Source organism: Rhodococcus sp. T7 (assembly GCF_009872365.1).
In the GTDB taxonomy this organism is placed as follows: Bacteria; Actinomycetota; Actinomycetes; order Mycobacteriales; family Mycobacteriaceae; genus Rhodococcus_F.
Genome location: NZ_WXYH01000265.1, coordinates 47,299 through 65,217, shown reverse-complemented (window position 1 = coordinate 65,217; position 17,919 = coordinate 47,299). Strand labels below are relative to the sequence as shown.

Genomic DNA, 17,919 nt, shown 5'->3' with positions numbered 1-17,919 from the left:
GAGCCACAATGCAACTCATCGAATGCCCGTGGTGCGGGTCCCGGGAGGAAACCGAGTTCCACTACGGCGGCGAAGCCCACGTCGTGTACCCGGAAGACCCGCAGTCGCTGACCGACGAGGAATGGGCGCACTTCGTGTTCTTCCGCGCGAACCCGAAAGGTCTTTTCGCGGAACGGTGGAACCACAGCGCCGGCTGCCGGCGCTGGTTCAACGCCGTACGAGACACCGCCACCTACCGATTCCACAGCGTCTACCGCTTGGACGAGCAGAAGCCGACGATATCGTGAACGCACCCTTCCGCACCCGCCAGGGCGGTCGCCTCGACCGCGACACCTCCTACACCTTCACGTTCGACGGCCGGGAACTGACCGGTCACCCCGGTGACACGCTCGGCTCGGCGCTGCTCGCGAACGGCGTCCACCAGGTCACCACCAGCATCAAGCTCGGCAGGCCCCGCGGTATCACCGCCGCCTGGGCCGAGGACACCGGCGGCCTCGTGCAGATCGAGGAGCCGTTCCCCGAGCCGATGCTGCTCGCCACCACCATCGAGTTGTTCGACGGCCTCGTCGCCCGCGGCATCCCCGGTCAGGGACGTCTCGCGACCATCGCCGATTCGGCGAAGTACGACGCCAAGCACGTCCACACCGACCTTCTGGTCGCCGGCGCCGGCCCGGCCGGTCTCGCCGCCGCGCTCACCGCGGCCCGGGCCGGTGCGCGGGTCGTTCTCGTCGACGAGCAGTGCGAAGCCGGCGGCGACCTGCTCGGCAGCACGGATCGGATCGACGGCGCTCCCGCTCTCGACTGGGTCGCGGCCGCGGTCGCCGAACTGGCGACCTACCCGGACGTGCTGCACCTGCAGCGCACCACCGCGTTCGGCAACTACGACGACGGCTTCGTCCTCGCCCTGGAGCGTCGTACCGATCATCTCGGTGTCGAGGCCCCGGCCGCTCTGAGCCGCCAACGTGTCTGGCGGATCCGCGCCCGGCACATCCTCGTCGCCGCCGGAGCGCACGAGCGTCCCGTCGTCTTCACCGACAACGACCGCCCCGGCATCATGCTCGCGCACGGCGCCCGCACCTTCCTGCACCGCTACGGCGTCACGGTCGGCGAGCAGGCCGTCGTGTTCACCACCAACGACAGTGCGTACGAGGCGGCGATCGACCTGCACGACGCCGGTGTCCGCATCAACGCGATCGTCGAGGCCCGCGACACCGCCCCCGCCGGCCTGCTGGCCGAATGCGAGGCGCGCGGAATCCCCGTCCGCACCGGGTCCGTCGTATGCGGCACCCGTGGCAACGGCCGGGTCAGCCACGCCCTCGTCACCTCCCGCGGCGACGACACCGGCACCGCGGTCCCGCTCGCGTGCGACGCATTGCTCGTCAGCGGCGGCTGGAACCCGGCCGTGCACCTATTCAGCCAGGCCCGAGGCAAACTGAAGTACGACGAGAATCTGGGTGCGTTCGTGCCCGGCGAGGACCTCGACGGCGTCACCGTCGCCGGCTCCGCCAACGGCATCTTCGACCTCGGCGGGTGTCTGCACGACGGCGAGCGCGCGGGCCGGGATATTCTGGGCGCGTTGGGCTTCGACGCCCCCGCTGCGGATTCCGCACCGTCCGTCGCACCCGAGACGACGAAGCCCCTGGTGCTGTGGCGGGTGCCCGACGCCGCGGGACAGGACACCCAGTTCGTCGACGTCCAGCGCGACGCGACGGTCGCCGACCTCGCCCGCGCGGTCGGCGCCGGGATGACGTCGATGGAGCACATCAAGCGCTACACGACCATCGGCACCGCGCACGACCAGGGCAAGACGTCGGGTGTGATCTCCTCCGGCATCACCGCCGAACTCCTCGGCCGCCCGATCGAGACGCTGGGCACCACCACGTTCCGGCCGCCGTACACCCCGGTCGCGTTCGCCGCCCTCGCCGGCCGCAGTCGCGGCGCCCTATTCGACCCCGAGCGGGTGACGGCTCTGCACGACTGGCACGTCGGCCGCGGCGCGGTGTTCGAGGACGTCGGCCAGTGGAAGCGTCCCCGCTACTACCCGCTGCCCGGGGAGGACATGGACGCGGCGGTGCTGCGCGAATGCGCCGCCGTGCGCCGCAGCATCGGTATCCTCGACGGCTCGACCCTCGGCAAGATCGACGTTCAGGGACCCGACGCCGGGGTGCTGCTCGACATGCTCTACACGAACATGATGAGCACCCTCAAGGTCGGCATGGTCCGCTACGGCGTCATGTGCGGCGTCGACGGCATGGTCATCGACGACGGCACCGTGATGCGCCTGGCCGACGACCGGTACCAGGTGTTCACCACCACCGGTGGCGCCGCGAAGATCCTCGACTGGATGGAGGAATGGCTCCAGACCGAATGGCCCCACCTGCAGGTGCGGCTGACCTCCGTCACCGAGCAGTGGGCGACGTTCCCCGTCGTCGGACCGAAATCGCGTGACATGATCGGTGAGGTCTTCCCCGACCTCGACGTCACCAACGACGCGTTCCCGTTCATGGCCTGGCGGGACACGGCCCTGGGCGACCTGCACGTGCGGGTGGCCCGGGTCAGCTTCTCCGGCGAACTCGCCTACGAGGTCAACGTCAACGGCTGGCACGCCCCCGCGGTCTGGGCGCGCCTGATCGCCGCCGGCGAGAAGTTCGACATCACCCCGTACGGCACCGAGACCATGCACGTCCTGCGCGCCGAAAAGGGATACCCGATCATCGGGCAGGACACCGACGGCACCGTCACCCCGCAGGACCTCGGAATGAGCTGGGCAGTGTCGAAGAAGAAGGTCGACTTCGTCGGCAAGCGCTCCTTCAGCCGGGAGGAGAACCAGAACCCGCTGCGCAAACAGTTCGTCGGACTGCTGCCCCTCGACAAGCAGACCGTGCTGCCCGAGGGCGCGCAGATCATCGAGGAGGTACTGGACGGGAACCTGCCACCCGCGCCGGTCCCGATGCTCGGGCACGTCACCTCCAGCTACCTCAGCGCCGAACTCGGCCGCCCGTTCGGTCTCGCCCTCGTCAAGGGTGGCCGAGCCCGAGTCGGTGACACCCTGCACGTCCCGGTGGACGGCCGCCTGGTGGCCGTGGAGGTCACCGGTTCCGTTCTCGTCGATCCCGAAGGAGCACGTCGCGATGGCTGACACCCTCGTCCCGCTCAGCCCCCTGCACGGCTGGGACCAGAAGTTCTCGGCGCTCCCCGAGTCGGTGCGCATCACCGAGGAGCCGTTCGTCTCGATGGTCGACCTGTGGGTGAACCCCAGCGGCCCCGGTGGGGCGGCGGCGGGCACCGCGCTCGGTATCGACCTGCCCACGACACCGTCGACCCGGGTGGACAGCGGCGCGGTCACCGCGGTTTGGCTCGGCCCGGAGGAATGGCTGATCACCACGCGATCCCAGTCCCCCGAGGAACTCGAGGGAACGCTGCGGACCGCGGTGACCCCGCACGGCGGCGCGGCGATCGACGTCTCCGGGCAGCGCACGACGATCCGGCTCACGGGGGCACACGCCCGCGACATCCTGGCCAAGGGCTGCTCGATCGACCTGCACCCCACCGTGTTCCGTCCGGGATCGGCCGTGCAGACCATGCTCGGCCTCGCCGGTGTCGTGCTGATCGCACTCGACGACAGCGGCACCGACTACCGCATCCTGGTGCGGGCCTCGTTCGCCCGGTATCTCGCCGAGTGGCTGATCGATGCCGCCGAGGAATTCGGCGTCGGTCCCGTGTAACGCGACAGTTCTCGGCCCGGGGGCGACATGACGGCGCCCCCCCCGGGCCGATCCCTGCAAGGAGGTTCGCACCATGCCCCCACGTTCGATTCTGCACGCGCCCCCGACGGCCGGCGCCGAACGACTGCTCGGCGCGCTCGCCCGCGACATTCCCCTGGTCTGCGGAATCGTCAACGTGACCCCGGATTCGTTCTCGGACGGCGGCCGCTACCGCGATCCCGCACGGGCGGTCGATCACGGGTTGTCGCTCGTCGCCGAGGGCGCCGATCTCCTCGACGTCGGAGGGGAGTCGACCCGGCCCGGATCGACACCACCGTCGGTATCCGACGAGATCGACCGGGTGGTTCCCGTGGTCGAGGCGCTCGCGCGCCACACGTCGGTCCCGATCTCGGTCGACACCTCACGCCCCGAGGTGATGCGCGAGGCGGTCGCCGCCGGCGCGTCGATGATCAACGACGTTCGTGCCCTGCGGCTGCCCGGCGCGCTGCAGGCCGCCGCCGACCTGCAGGTCCCGGTCTGCCTGATGCACATGCTCGGGGATCCGGCGACGATGCAGGGCTCACCGCGATATCGGGACGTCGTGCACGAGGTCCGCCGGTTCCTCCTCACCCGGATCGACGCTTGCCACGCCGCCGGCATCCCGGCCGAGCACATCCTGCTCGACCCCGGCTTCGGATTCGGCAAGACCCTGGCACACAACCTCCGGCTGCTGTCCGAACTCCGGCAGATCACCGAGATCGGACTTCCGGTCATGGCGGGCCTGTCGAGGAAGGGCATGCTCGGAGCCATCACCGGCCGCGATGTCGACCACCGGCAAGCCGCATCCGTCGCCGCAGCCCTGATCGCCGCCCAGAACGGCGCCGCCGTCCTCCGCGTCCACGACGTCGCCGCCACCGTCGACGCGGTATCGGTATACCGTGCGCTCGTATATCGTGGTCCCGCCACCTCCAGTCACGTGCCGAATCGAGACTCCGCCCTGTGAACGCTTCCATGTCCGCCGCAGTGGGGCTCGCGACGCTCGACTCAGCTGAGGTTCAGTTGATGGAGACCATGTATCACGATCCCCGCACGGGCTTGCGGCATCTCGATCGTCACCTGTCGCGTCTGGCACACTCGGCGGCGGTCCTCGGGTACGAGTTCGAGGAACGAGAGGTTCGGCGCCAACTCGCGCAACAGCTGCCGTGCGCCGGAGCGGCCCGGGTCCGGGTGCGACTGCACCGCGACGGCGGGGTGGACGTCGACGTCTTCGCTCCTCCGGTCGCGCCTGCCTGCGTATCGCTCGTCCTGGACGACGAGCCCGTCGATTCCCTCGACATCCTCCTCGGGCACAAGACGACGCTGCGCGAGCGGTACGACCGCAGGCGTCACCGCAATCCCGATGCCGACGACGTCGTGCTGGTCAACGAACTCGGACACGTCACCGAGACCACGATCGCGAACCTCGCCGCCCGGATCGACGGCGTCTGGTGGACGCCGCCGTTGTCGTCGGGATGCCTGCCGGGTGTCGAGCGGTCGTGGCAGCTCGACCGCGGGTTGATGCGCGAGCGGATTCTCACGCCGAGCGACCTCCTGGCCGCCGAGGCACTGGCCGTGACGAGTTCGCTCAAGGGCGTACTGCCCGCGACCCTCCGGCCGTAACCGCTCCGTTCCGAACGTTCTCCGGATCACCTCTTGACCCACCTCGCCACCTGACCTACCGTTATCACTAACACTGATATATCAATATCCGACCTGTTTGATCACCAGCGAGACGTCCGCGACCCCACCGCCCGACTGTCAAAGGAAAAGGCATGAGAGCTCGACAGATTCCCTCGGATCGACGGTTCACGGCCACGCACAGCTGGGTGGCCCTCGCACCGGGACAGAACTTCTCCGACTTTCCGCTTCGCGCCGGCGTCACCGACACGGCCCTCGACGACGTCGAAGTGGTCCGGCTGGAACTTCCGGCAGTCCGCAGCACGATCGAGGCAGGCGCCCCCTGCGCCCTGGTGTGGTCGTCCGCCCGGACCGCCGTCACGGTGTACGCGCCGATCAGCGGACTCGTCACGATGACGAACGCCGACGCCGCCGAGAATCCACAACTCGTCGCCGACGACCCGTTTCACAGTGGCTGGCTGTTCGCCGTCCTGCCCTCGCCGACCTCGTCCGCGTACGGACTCCTCACACCCGCGCAATACGCGACCGAACTCAGCGAGGCGGTGTAAACACATGACCATCAGCGTGTTCGACCTGTTCTCCGTCGGTGTCGGCCCCTCCAGTTCGCACACCGTCGGGCCCATGCGCGCGGCCGCGCGATTCGTGTCCGACCTGCACACGCTCGGCGCGTTCGACGACGTCACCGACGTCCGCGTCGACCTGTACGGCTCGCTCGCCGCGACCGGTGCCGGTCACGGGACGATGTCCGCGGTCCTGCTCGGCCTCGAGGGGTATCGGCCCGAGACGATCAAAACCGAGGAGATGGAGCAGCGACTCGGGGCGATGCGGACCACGCGGCGCATCGCGCTCGGCGGCTCGCACTACATCGCGCTGGCCGAGGACGAGATCGTCCTTCACCCGCTGACGATCCTGCCGTTCCACCCGAACGGGATGACGGTGACGGCCTATGGGGCCGGGAACGTGGAAATCCATCGGGAGACGTACTTCTCGATCGGTGGCGGATTCGTTGTCACCGAAGCCGAGAGCACGGAACACCGGCCGGCGCCGGTGAGCGGGTCGTCGTTCGGGTCCGCGAAAGAACTTCTCGACATCTGCGCGCGGCACGGATACCGCATCAGCCAGGTCATGCACGAGTTCGAAAGCGAAACCCGTTCGGCCGCGGAGATCCGTGACCGGCTGCTCCACATCCGCGACGTCATGGTCGAGTGCGAGCGGCGCGGCATCTCCCGCGACGGGCTCCTTCCCGGTGCGCTGCGCGTCCGGCGTCGCGCCCGGGACTGGTATCTGCGGCTCGATCAGGAAGACCCACAGCGTGATCCCGCGTTCGCGGAGGACTGGGTCAACCTCGTCGCGCTCGCGGTCAACGAGGAGAACGCGTCGGGTGGGCGCATCGTCACCGCCCCCACCAACGGCGCCGCGGGCATCATCCCCGCGGTCCTGCACTACGCCGTCCACTACACGCCCGCCGGACGGGCCGACCCGGACGAGACCGCTGTCCGGTTCCTCCTCGCGGCCGGCGCAGTCGGATCCCTCTACAAGGAGCGGGCGTCGATCTCCGGCGCCGAAGTCGGCTGCCAGGGCGAGGTGGGTTCGGCGGCCTCGATGGCCGCCGCAGGACTGGCCGAGATCCTCGGCGGCACACCGGAACAGGTGGAGAACGCCGCGGAAATCGCCATGGAACACAGCCTCGGCCTCACCTGCGACCCCATCGAGGGCCTCGTCCAGATTCCGTGCATCGAACGGAACGCGATCTCGGCGGGCAAGGCCATCAACGCCGCCCGGATGGCCCTGCGCGGCGACGGTACCCACCGCGTCAGCCTGGACCAGGTGATCGAGACGATGCGCTCGACCGGCGCCGACATGCTGTCGAAGTACAAGGAGACGTCCACCGGCGGTCTCGCCGTCAACGTCCCGGTCAACTACGTCGAGTGCTGACATGATCACCGACGAACTTCGACTTCTCCCCGCACAGGCCGCGCAGGTCATCCGCAGGCATCCCGTCCCCGACCGCGGCCCCTCGGTGCCGGACGCGCGATTGTCCGTGCTCGCCGTCCTGCTGCATTGCGCACCACTGCGCGGCGAGGCGTTCGTCGCGTTCCAGGTGCTGCAACGGCGCGGGCTCCCCGGGGAGTACTTCCTCGACCCCGGGCACGTCGACGACGCGGTGGCGCTGCTCGACGAGATCGACGTCTCCGGTGCCGAGTGCGCGGCGACGTTCGGGCCGAACTGGCGCAGCGTGGTCGGACATGCCGTCGACGCGGCATCCGTTCTGCACGAGGGATTCGCCGTGCCGACGTGGACGACGGGTGTCGTCGGCAGCCACCGCAGGCTCGGGGCATGGGCCTGCGCGCGTGACGCCGCCTGCGAGGCCGGTCGACTCGAATCCTGGTATCGCGCACAGGATGCCGCGTGGGAGCGGCAGTACATGGACGACGCGACGGTGCGGGTGGACGAACGTGTCCGCTCGGACGTCGCGACCGCGGTCCGCGACGCGGCAGCCGCACTCGCCGTCGCCGACCTCGCCGGCACCGGCGACCTCACGTCCGCCCACCTCGACACACTCCTCGAACCCTGGCGGACGGGCGTGGGAAGACTGTCCGACCGGTACTGCGCGGCGACCGGCTAGGCCCGCGTCCGATCCGGCCCGGGGGCACCGAGCCGCGCGGACACCGTGCGGGCCGATTCGGCGACGGTGCGGCCGAGCGAGTCCAGCATGGTGTGGGGAACCCGGAACCGGGGTGCGGACAGCATCACCGCGCCGACGAGGACGCCACGGTGATCGTGGACCGGCGCCGAGATGCCGACCTCCTCGATCGACGTCCGGCCGTCGTTGACGGCGTACCCGCGATCGCGGATCTCGCCCAGTTCGTCGAGGTACTCGCTCACCGAGTCGGCGTCGTCGGGCCCCAGCAGCAGCCGCCGTTCGAACAGCCGCTGTACCTCGGCGCGCGGCATGTCGGACAGGAAGACCTGGACCGACGAACTCGCATACGTGTCGTAACGGGTGCCGACCGCGGCCGTGTGCTTGACCTGCTTGGGACTCGGAACCTGTTCGACGACGACGGATTCGTGGCCGTTCCACACCATCAGGGCACTCGTCTCCTCGGTCCGCCGCGTGAGGCCTTCGAGTTCGGGCAGCGCCACCCGCCGAACGTCGAGGTTCGCCAGCAGTGGCCCGGCCAGGCCGATCACGCCGAGACCGAGGCGGTACCGCCCGGTCCCCTCCTCCCGCTCGACGTACCCCGCTTTCTCGAGGGTCGCGAGCATCCGGGACACACTGCTCTTGTGCAGATCGACCTTCCGCGCGATCTCGGTGACGCCGAGCACCGGTTCTGTGATCGAGAACGCCTCCAGAACGCGCAGCCCGTTGAGCAGAACCGACGGCGACGGCTTCGCGTCACCGTTCTGATCGCCGAGCTGATCGACGTCGTCCACACTCATGTCCGCTGTGCTCCTTCGACTCGGCTGGTACTCCTGCCGACCCTGCCACACCTGCGGCAGGGTCGGCGTACCGGTCAGATGCCGAGAATGTTGTGTTCGAGCCCGAACGGGAACCGGGTGATGTTCTCCGCGTCGTTCTCGCCGACGACCAGGATGTCGTGTTCACGGTAGCCGCCGGCACCGGGCATTCCCTCGGGAACCATGATCATCGGTTCCATCGACACGACCATGCCGGGTTCGAGGACGGTGTCGATGTCCTCACGGAGCTCGAGGCCCGCCTCGCGCCCGTAGTAGTGCGAGAGCACGCCGAAGGAGTGCCCGTACCCGAACGTGCGGTTCGGCAGCAGACCCTCGGCCTCGTAGATCTCGTTCAGCTCGGCCGCGATGTCCTTGCAGACCGCGCCCGGCTTGATGAGCTCGAGGCCGCGGCGATGAACCTTGACGTTGACCTCCCACAGTCGCAGATGTTCCGGCGACGGCTCACCGTAGAACAGCGTGCGCTCCAGCGCCGTGTAGTAGCCGGCGATCATCGGGAAACAGTTCAGCGACAGGATGTCTCCGCGCTCGACGCGTCGGCTGGTGGCCCAGTTGTGGGCGCCGTCGGTGTTGATACCCGACTGGAACCACACCCACGTGTCGCGCAGTTCGGCGTGCGGGAAGGTGGCCGCGATCTCCCGGATCATCGCGTTCGACCCGGCAATCGCCACCTCGTACTCCGGGACGCCCTCCGTGATGGCGTCGCGGATGGCCTCGCCGCCGAGGTCGCCGATCCGGGCGCCGTGCTTGATCAGTTCGATCTCCTCGGGCGACTTCACCATGCGCTGCCGCATCGTAGCCTTGGCGACGTCGGTGAAGGTCATTCCCGGCAGGACCGCCGCGACGCGGGACCGCAGGTCGGGGGTGAGGTGGTCGTCCTCGACACCGAGCATGCCGCGCGAGATGCCCTGGTTCGCCAGCACCTGCTGCACTGCGTACTCGAAGTTGTCGCGGCGCCAGTCGGTGTAGACGACGTTCTCGCCGAACGTGCGCCGCCACGGCATGCCGGCGTCGATGTTGGCGGACACGGTGGTCGAACTGTCCTGGGTGACGACGAGGGCGTAGGGACGGCCGAACGCGGTGTAGAGGAAGTCGGAGTAGTAGTTGATGTTGTGGTAGCTGGTGAACAGCGCGGCGGCGACCCCGTTGTCCGCCATGTGCTTACGCAGTGCGACGAGCCTGCGGTCCATCTCCACCGGGGAGAACGTGGGAACGACCTTCTCGCCGTTGGGGATGCTCTTGATGCGCTCGAGGTTCATGGTGCTCCTTGTCGAGTTGCCGGCATCGGGTGATGCCGCACGTGGTGGGTGAACGGGTGGTCAGGTGTCGGCGAGTGGACGCCGAGAGGTTTCGCGGGCCATCATCATCGAGCCCATGGCGACGAGGGCTGCGGCGACGAGGTACCACGCGGGCGCCAGTGGGCTGCCGGTGATCTCGATGAGCAGGGTGGCGACGAACGGCGCGGTGCCGCCGAACAGGGCATTGGCAGTGTTGAAGCTGAAGGCGAACCCGCTGTAGCGGACCCGGGTGGGGAAGATCTCGGACAGGAAGGTCGGGAGCGTGCCGTCGTTCATGGTGAGGAACGCGCACAGCACGATCTGGATGACGACGACACCGACGATCCCGACAGCCCCGAGCACGCTGAACAACGGGACGGTGAACACGGCGAAGCAGATCGACGCGCCGATGAGAACTCGCTTGCGGCCGAATCGATCCGAGAGCGCACCCATCCCGAAGATGAAGACGATGTAGCAGGCGAGGGCGATCGACGCGGCGACGAACGAGGCTGTGTGCCCGACGTTCAACACCTCCGACAGGTAGGTCGGCATGTAGCTGAGGATCAGGTAGAAGCCGACCGCGTTGAGGCAGGTGACCCCGAAGGCGATGACGATCGCGCGTCGATGATGGGTGAACAGGATCGACAGCGGCGCGTTGGCCTCCACGTTCTGTTCCATTTCCTGGAATTTCGGGGTGTCCTCGAGCTTCAACCGGATGTAGCGGCCGATCAGACCCATAGGCGCCGCGAGCAGGAACGGCAACCGCCAGCCCCACCCGTTGAGCTGTTCCGTCGAAAGCACCGCGGTGAGCAGTGCCGCGATCAACGATCCGAACAGAAGTCCGGCGGCGGTGGACGCGGGCACCACACTGGTGAACAGGCCACGCTTGCGATCGGGGGCGTATTCGGCGAGGAACGCCGACGCGCCCGCGTACTCGCCGGCGGCCGAGAATCCCTGCACCATGCGGACGAGCAGCAGCAGGACCGGCGCGAGGTACCCGATCTGATCGAAGCTGGGGATCAGGCCGATACAGAACGTCGACGCCGACATGATGAGGATCGACAGCGACAACGCGGTGCGGCGGCCGATCTTGTCCCCGAAGTGACCCCAGACCAGACCGCCGATCGGACGGATGACGAACGAGATGGCGAAGACGGCGAACGTGGCCAGCAGGCCCGTCGTGGGCGCGGCCTCGGGGAAGAAGACCACCGCGATAACCGTTGCGAGATAACCGTATACGGCGTAGTCGAACCACTCGACGAAGTTGCCGACGAAGCTCGCCGCGACGACTCGCCGGAGAACCCGGGGCGAGGGGTTCACCGCGCCGGCCGCTTCCGATTGCGGCGCAGCTGAGGGGGAATTCAGGTTTTGGGCCATGCCCACTCCTTCTCGGGGCGTCGGCGCCTGCCGACTGCAACGAATAGCTGTCGTTGCTTTGAATGCAACTGCGATTCGTTCAGTGACAGTATTGTGCGCACCGTCACATGTCAACGGGCGCGTCGTCACCGCACCAGAATCCGGGGCGCAGGGAATGAGCCGGGCCTGAAACCGCAGTAAGCACGTCGAATGGGAGATGCCGCCACCTCCGCGCGCGATTCCGGGGAAGTTCACGCGAATGCAACCCTGTTGCAACAAGCGATCCTTGCTCCGGGTTCCGCGACCCCGGAGGATGTCAGTTGGCGTCGACCACACCACCGAGGTAGAGGCGCGTCGCGAGGTGCACGGCGGCAAGCCGCGGCGAACCCGTCGGATCCTCGCCGAGCAGTGCGAAGATCTGCTCGAGCCGCTGGTACAGCGTCTGGCGCTGCACGTGCAACCGGGCCGCCGCCTCGGTCTTGTTGCACCCGCACTGCAGGTAGACGTCCAACGTGTCGATCAGGCGGCGACCACGTTCCGCACCCACTGCAAGGAGCGGCCCGAGCATCTCCCGGACGAACCCGGCCGGCAACGCAGGATCGCCGATTCGCCGGACGAGGCGTTCGAGAACGAGTTCCGCGGCGACCACCACGGTGTCGGCGACGCCCAGATCGCCCGCGAGGTCGAGCACGAACCGCGCCTCCGCCAGCGTCCCGGGCAATCCGGTCAGGCCGGTGACCACCGGCCCCACCGCTACCCGGGCCTGCTCCGCCCGGGACGTCGTGCGCAGGGACTCGGCCAGCGCAGTGCACGACCCGGACCGGTCGTCGGCCCGGACAACGATGATCGCGTGCAACTCGTCACCGGCCACGGACGACACCGTTCCGGCCGAGTACCGATGCAGCGTCGCATCGACAGCGGCGAGAGCCACCGGACCGTCGACCGAACGGCCGACGACCCCGACGTACGACACTCCCTCGGCCAGCCCCGCCGCGCGGGCGGCCGCAACGAGACGCTCGGGCGCAGGATTCGGCCGGCTGACGATCCGCAGCAACGCCTGCGCGGCGCGGACCGCGGCCGACGGCGGAAAGGATCGCAGGAGCGAGATCGCCAGCGCTGCCGGCGCTCGCTCGACGATCGCCTCCGCGGTGACGTGATCGGCCGGGTCGTCCGGAGACACCACGAGCGTCGCGACGCCGACACCCTGAACCGCCACCGGTACCGAGAACAGCCCCGCATCGGCGGCAGGAGTCGCGATCTCGTTCCCGAGGGCCGCGATCACGTCGCCGGTCGCGTCGAGCAGGGTCACGTCGCCGGGCAGGAGTCGCGCGAGCACCGCGAGCAACTCGCCGGGACCGCCACCGCGCGCCAGTTCCTCCGACAACGCGTGCGCGACGGCGTCACCACGACGCAGCCGCTGCACCGATTCGTTGACCAACAGGCCGTTGATCGCCTCGGCCACCTCGACGAACGGCACGACCCCCCGCAACTCCACCACCGGCAACCCCACCGCCGACGCCTCCTCGATCAGTTCCGTGGGGATCCGCGGCAGTTGCGACCCGGTCTCGATGGCCACTCCGGCGACGCGGCGAGCCGACAATTCGCGCACGTACCGCCGCAGTCGGTCCGGATCGGCGGATGCGAGCGCGAACCCGGCGGTCAGCAGTAGTTCACCGCCGCGAAGAAGGTGCGCGATGTCGATGACCTCGCTCGAATGCACCCAGCGCACCGTTTGCGTCGACAGGTGGGCTCCGACACGAACGACGGGGCGTCCGGCAGCCAGGCTCGGGTGCGCGAGGACGTCGGCTAACGACAGCGACATGACATTCCGTTCGTTGACAAACCCGATTTTATTGGCAAAGTGTAAATGGTGTGATGTGGGTCACGCACCGGAAGATGGGAAGCCCACAAGGCCTCACCAAGGGAGTCCGATGGTCAAGAACATTCCCACCGACAGTCCCCACATTCACGACGTCGAAGAAGTACTGCAACCCATCCCCGAGGAAGCGCGCACGACGCGTGTCTCCGGCCAATTCTGGATCTGGGCGGGGGCGAACATCGCGCCCATCAACTGGGTTCTCGGCGCTCTCGGCATCGGCCTCGGACTCGGTCTCCGAGACACGCTCATCGTTCTTGTCGCCGGAAACATCGTCGGCATGGCACTTTTCGGCGTTTTCGTTCTCATCGGCCAGCGTACCGGCGTCACCGGCATGGTGTTGTCGCGGGCGGCGTTCGGCCGGCGCGGCGCCTATCTGCCGGCCGCAATCCAGGCCTGCCTGGCCGTCGGGTGGTGCGCCGTCAACACCTGGATCGTCCTCGACCTGGTCATGGCACTGCTCGGCAAGTTGGACCTCGTCGACCCGCACGAGCGGAACCTGGCAGCGAAGGTCCTCATCGGAGCGGTCATCATGACGATTCAGGTGACCATCGCGTGGTTCGGGTACCGCGTCATCGCCGCATTCGAGCGCTGGACGGTTCCACCGACGCTGGCGGTACTGGTCCTGATGTCCGTCGTCGCCTGGTTCCACCTCGACATCGACTGGTCGTATGCCGGACCCACCGGTGAAGTCCTGCACGGCGGCGCCCGGATCGCAGCCATGTCGACGGTGATGACCGTGATCGGAATCGGCTGGGGAATCACGTGGTTCACCTACGCCTGCGACTACTCACGGTTCGTGAGCCGGACGGTGTCGCGGCGCAAACTGTATCTGACCAGCACGCTCGGCCAGTTCGTTCCCGTGGTGTGGCTCGGAGTGCTCGGCGCGAGCCTCGCCACGACCAACGGTTCGGTGGATCCGGGTGAGCTGATCGTGTCGAACTTCGGCGCGCTGGCGCTGCCGGTGTTGTTCCTCGTCATTCACGGGCCGATCGCCACCAACATCCTCAACATCTACACGTTCTCGGTCGCCGCGCAGGCCCTCGACATCAAGGTGCACCGCCGGAAGCTGAACCTGCTGGTCGGCGTGTTCGCCCTCGTCGTGGTCGTCTTCTTCATCTTCCAATCCAGCCTGGCCACCGTGCTCGAGACGTGGCTGGCGGCGATCGTGGCCTGGATCGCGAGCTGGGCAGGCATCATGCTCGTCCACTACTTCCGGGTCGAGAAACGACAGATCGACGCACGCCGGCTCTTCGACCCCATCGGATCGCGCCGACTGCCCGACGTCAACTGGATCACGATGGGATGCTTCGTCGCCGGAATCGCCGCGACGTGGCTGTTCATGTACGGCGCCACGAGCCTCACGCAGGGCTTCGCGGCACGCGCGCTCGGCGGGCTCGACCTGTCCTGGCTGGCAGGTGGCGGAGTCGCCGCCGCCCTCTACGCCGTCCTCGGCCCCCGCGCGCACCGCCCCTACCGCATCACCGGCCAATCCCCGACACGATCGGCCGCGACCACCGACTCCCCCGACGTCCTCACCGGCAACTGACCCCCTACACACCAGGAGCACTCGTGAACAACGAATTCACGTGGCCGCAGGGCCACACCGCAGCCGCCGCCTTCACGTTCGACGTCGACGCCGAATCCTGCGTCCTCGCCCACGATCCCACCTCGGCGAACCGAATGTCGCTGATGAGCCACCAGTCCTACGGCCCCCGCGTCGGCGTCCCCCGCATTCTGCGACTGCTCGAGCGCCAGGGCGTGCACGCGACGTTCTTCGTGCCGGGATTCACCGCCGAGTGCTACCCCGACACGGTCCGCGCCATCATCGACGGCGGCCACGAGGTCGGGCACCACGGGTATCTGCACGAACCCATGAAGGGCCTCGACGCCGCCACCGAGGCACGTTACCTCGACCGAGGACTCGACGCGCTCGAAGAGGTCGCGGGCATCCGTCCCGTCGGCTATCGTGCACCCTGGTGGGAAATGAACTGGCACACACCCGAACTCCTCGCCGAACGAGGATTCGTCTACGACTCCAGCCTGCTCGACGGCGACGAACCGTACCTGATGGCGACCAGCCCGGAATCGGGGCGCACCCTGATCGAGATCCCCGTCGACTGGGCACTCGACGACTGGGAGCAATATGCGTTCTACCCGGGTGTCACCGGCAGCGGCGTCATCGAAAGTCCCGCCAAGGTCCTCGAGATGTGGACCCTGGAAGCGGAGGCCCAACACACCGAAGGCGGGTGCTTCGTCCTCACGAACCACCCGTTCATCTCCGGACGGCCCTCCAAAGCAGCAGCACTGGAACGACTCGTCGAGAACGTCAAGGCAATGGACGGAATGTGGGTGACCACCCTCGGCGAGATCGCCGCACACGCCCAGCGCGTCTGCACCGAACCCTTCACACACACCCGATTCGAGATCCCCACCTTCCCCGACGTGCACATCCGAAAGACTCCCCCAGCCCGCGCCACACTGAGGTCCGAACACTGAGGGTATATTTCTCGGTAGTTTTTCGTTCAAGTAGGTCGAGGGTTCTGTCATTCGCCTGAATGACAGACAGGACTGTTGCGCCTCAACAGCTTTCGAATATCAGCGCCACTGGCTACCATTCCCTTCACACCGAATGAATCGACGTTGTGGCGTTCGTCGACCATTCCGTGGAAGCGCCACACCACCCTGAACGAGGTACAAAATGAAGGCTCGACGGCTAGTTCTCGGCATCCTCGGCTGCGCCGCCATTTCGATGGCGGCCGCACCTTCCGCGCAGGCGGCGACGATCTTCGATTTCCTTCCCCCGGAGATCGCGTCCCTGATCCCGAGCGGCTCGGCGGACGCCGTGAACCCCCTCCTGCCACCGCCACCCGCCGCTCCGGCAGCACCGGCCCCCGCACCGCAGGTCGCGCCGGCTCCGCAAGCGGCCCCCGCACCGCAGGTCGCGCCCGCACCGCAGGCCCCCGCACCGCAGGCGGGTTACAAGAACTGCACCGAAGCCCGCAACGCCGGCGTCACGCCGATCTACCGCGGCCAGGACGGCTACGCGTCACACCTCGACCGCGACAACGACGGCATCGCCTGCGAGTAGCCGATCACCGACCGCGCCACCCTCAGATGCACCCCTTATGCGCGGACGCACCCCTATTCAGGCCCTAGAAGTGGTGCGTCTACCGCGAAGGGGTGCGTCTGTGCGTCACCCCCGCGACCACCCCGCGATCACGCCTGCGAGACACCCCGCAGACGCACCCCTTCTGCGCAGACGCACCCAAATTCGGGCCCTAGAAGCGGTGCGCGTACCGAGAAGGGGTGCGTTTGCCCCGTCAACCCCGCCAGACCAGCCGGTGTCGCCGTTCCCGTGCGGGGCGGGGTGGTCGGCACTAAGTTCGGCGATGACGGTTTGAGGTTCTACGCGAGGGGGCGGTCCGGCATGGGCAGGACATATTTCAGGACGTTGGGCGCGGTCGCGCTGGCCGGGGGTGCCGCATTCGCCGCGAGCGCCGGCACGGCCGGGGCGGATGTTCTCACCGAGATCAACGGCTGCAGGATCGTGGCGAATCCGAGCCCCGAGGACCGCACGACGTGCCCGGGCGCGGATCTGAGTTCCGCGAACCTGGCGGGCCTGAACCTGAGTTTCGCCGACCTGGCGGGCGCGAACATGAAGCGGGCGAACCTCACCGGCACGAACTTCGCCGCAGCGGATCTGTCGCACGCCGACCTGAGTGACGCGAACATCACCGGCACGAACTTCACGGACTCGCAGCGCAATGCGGTGATTCTGTACAGCACGGACATCGACATCTTCGGCACGATCGTCGGGGACCTGAACATCACGACCGAGCCCGAATGGTCCACCGACGCCCACGAGCGCGCGCTTGCCTCGGTCGTGCCGGTGACACCGCAGGTCCCGCTGCCGTAATCCACCCCGCACCATCCACCCGGGCCGCGCACTGCGCGGCCCGGGTTTTTACGTGCGCGCACCCCTTGACATTAGATACTGTCACTATCCATTATTAGATAGTTCCAATATCCAATCTTGGAGGCGTCACATGACGACGATCGAACCCACCCGTTCGACGCACCATTACGAAGGCGAACTGGTGGTCTTCCTGATCGGGATGACCATCAACCGGCCGTGGCGGCCCGACCTGTGGCTGCCCACCCTTGCCGCGATGCCGAGGATGTTGCGCGAACTCTCGGAGGACCCCGATTCGGGTCTGCTGGGTTACCGCCTGACATTCGAGGGGCGCGGCCCGACGGTGATTCAGTACTGGAACTCCGTCGACAAGTTGTACGCCTACGCCAGCGACAGTCGGGCGAAGCACCGACCGGCCTGGGCCGCGTTCAACCGGCGGGCCCGCAAGGCACCCGGCGCCGTCGGCGTCTGGCACGAGACGTATCCGGTGGACCGCGCCGAGTCGATCTACGTCGGCACACCGGCGATGGGCCTGGCCCGGGCCACGACGCGTGTGCCCGTCGCACGGAAGTTCAATGCTGCCCGCGACCGGTTGTCGCGCAGCGGTACCCACGAAGACTGATCGATTCAGGAGAC

At 67.8% G+C, this 17,919-nt stretch carries 17 protein-coding genes; 13 read left to right on the top strand and 4 right to left on the bottom strand.

What is annotated here, in order from left to right; genetic code table 11:
* Positions 1–8: 8 nt before the first annotated feature.
* The 8 genes from MLGJGCBP_RS22735 to MLGJGCBP_RS22700 all read left to right on the top strand — a co-directional run bounded on the left by MLGJGCBP_RS22735 (position 9) and on the right by MLGJGCBP_RS22700 (position 8,007).
* Positions 9–287 carry a sarcosine oxidase subunit delta gene (locus tag MLGJGCBP_RS22735; protein WP_124389817.1) on the top strand — a complete coding sequence of 93 codons (279 nt, stop codon included), beginning with the start codon at positions 9–11 and terminating at the stop codon, positions 285–287.
* A complete protein-coding gene (locus MLGJGCBP_RS22730; RefSeq protein ID WP_160098194.1) occupies positions 284–3,139 on the top strand; it encodes a 2Fe-2S iron-sulfur cluster-binding protein in 2,856 nt (951 codons plus the stop codon). The genes MLGJGCBP_RS22735 and MLGJGCBP_RS22730 overlap by 4 nt, the downstream gene beginning before the upstream one ends.
* Positions 3,132–3,725 carry a sarcosine oxidase subunit gamma gene (locus MLGJGCBP_RS22725; RefSeq protein ID WP_160098192.1) on the top strand — a complete coding sequence of 198 codons (594 nt, stop codon included), beginning with the start codon at positions 3,132–3,134 and terminating at the stop codon, positions 3,723–3,725. Before MLGJGCBP_RS22730 ends, MLGJGCBP_RS22725 begins: the two co-directional genes overlap by 8 nt.
* A gap of 73 nt (positions 3,726–3,798) precedes the next feature.
* Positions 3,799–4,707, top strand: coding sequence for a dihydropteroate synthase (gene folP, locus MLGJGCBP_RS22720; protein WP_160098190.1), 909 nt, complete (start codon positions 3,799–3,801; stop codon positions 4,705–4,707).
* Positions 4,704–5,363, top strand: coding sequence for an aminotransferase class IV (locus tag MLGJGCBP_RS22715; RefSeq protein ID WP_160098188.1), 660 nt, complete (start codon positions 4,704–4,706; stop codon positions 5,361–5,363). The genes folP and MLGJGCBP_RS22715 overlap by 4 nt, the downstream gene beginning before the upstream one ends.
* Before the next feature lie 152 nt (positions 5,364–5,515).
* Positions 5,516–5,929 (top strand): glycine cleavage system protein H, encoded by a 414-nt coding sequence (locus tag MLGJGCBP_RS22710; RefSeq protein ID WP_160098186.1) that lies wholly within the window; start codon positions 5,516–5,518, stop codon positions 5,927–5,929.
* Between the two features lie 4 nt (positions 5,930–5,933).
* Entirely contained in the window at positions 5,934–7,316 is a 1,383-nt protein-coding gene (locus MLGJGCBP_RS22705) for an L-serine ammonia-lyase (RefSeq protein ID WP_160098184.1), read from the top strand.
* 1 nt (position 7,317) lies between these two features.
* Complete coding sequence (locus tag MLGJGCBP_RS22700) at positions 7,318–8,007, top strand: hypothetical protein (protein ID WP_160098182.1); 690 nt, start codon at positions 7,318–7,320, stop codon at positions 8,005–8,007.
* Here the strand turns inward: MLGJGCBP_RS22700 and MLGJGCBP_RS22695 are convergent.
* From MLGJGCBP_RS22695 to MLGJGCBP_RS22680, 4 genes are all read right to left on the bottom strand, one after another.
* Entirely contained in the window at positions 8,004–8,822 is an 819-nt protein-coding gene (locus MLGJGCBP_RS22695) for an IclR family transcriptional regulator (protein WP_160098180.1), read from the bottom strand. The two genes, MLGJGCBP_RS22700 and MLGJGCBP_RS22695, sit on opposite strands and share 4 nt — an antisense overlap.
* 74 nt (positions 8,823–8,896) lie before the next feature.
* A complete protein-coding gene (locus tag MLGJGCBP_RS22690) occupies positions 8,897–10,117 on the bottom strand; it encodes a M24 family metallopeptidase (RefSeq protein WP_160098178.1) in 1,221 nt (406 codons plus the stop codon).
* 60 nt (positions 10,118–10,177) lie between these two features.
* Positions 10,178–11,512, bottom strand: coding sequence for an MFS transporter (locus MLGJGCBP_RS22685; protein ID WP_160098176.1), 1,335 nt, complete (start codon positions 11,510–11,512; stop codon positions 10,178–10,180).
* A 295-nt stretch (positions 11,513–11,807) separates the two neighbouring features.
* Entirely contained in the window at positions 11,808–13,313 is a 1,506-nt protein-coding gene (locus tag MLGJGCBP_RS22680; RefSeq protein ID WP_160098174.1) for a PucR family transcriptional regulator, read from the bottom strand.
* A 109-nt stretch (positions 13,314–13,422) separates the two neighbouring features.
* On the opposite strand from MLGJGCBP_RS22680, the gene MLGJGCBP_RS22675 reads away from it, so the two are divergent.
* The 5 genes from MLGJGCBP_RS22675 to MLGJGCBP_RS22655 all read left to right on the top strand — a co-directional run bounded on the left by MLGJGCBP_RS22675 (position 13,423) and on the right by MLGJGCBP_RS22655 (position 17,905).
* Positions 13,423–14,916 carry a purine-cytosine permease family protein gene (locus MLGJGCBP_RS22675; protein WP_160098172.1) on the top strand — a complete coding sequence of 498 codons (1,494 nt, stop codon included), beginning with the start codon at positions 13,423–13,425 and terminating at the stop codon, positions 14,914–14,916.
* Between the two features lie 23 nt (positions 14,917–14,939).
* A complete protein-coding gene (locus tag MLGJGCBP_RS22670) occupies positions 14,940–15,866 on the top strand; it encodes a polysaccharide deacetylase family protein (RefSeq protein WP_160098170.1) in 927 nt (308 codons plus the stop codon).
* A 202-nt stretch (positions 15,867–16,068) separates the two neighbouring features.
* Complete coding sequence (locus MLGJGCBP_RS22665; RefSeq protein WP_160098168.1) at positions 16,069–16,458, top strand: excalibur calcium-binding domain-containing protein; 390 nt, start codon at positions 16,069–16,071, stop codon at positions 16,456–16,458.
* Between the two features lie 339 nt (positions 16,459–16,797).
* Positions 16,798–17,286 carry a pentapeptide repeat-containing protein gene (locus MLGJGCBP_RS22660; RefSeq protein WP_160098166.1) on the top strand — a complete coding sequence of 163 codons (489 nt, stop codon included), beginning with the start codon at positions 16,798–16,800 and terminating at the stop codon, positions 17,284–17,286.
* A gap of 130 nt (positions 17,287–17,416) precedes the next feature.
* Positions 17,417–17,905 carry a DUF4188 domain-containing protein gene (locus MLGJGCBP_RS22655; protein ID WP_160098164.1) on the top strand — a complete coding sequence of 163 codons (489 nt, stop codon included), beginning with the start codon at positions 17,417–17,419 and terminating at the stop codon, positions 17,903–17,905.
* The last annotated feature ends 14 nt before the right edge of the window (positions 17,906–17,919 follow it).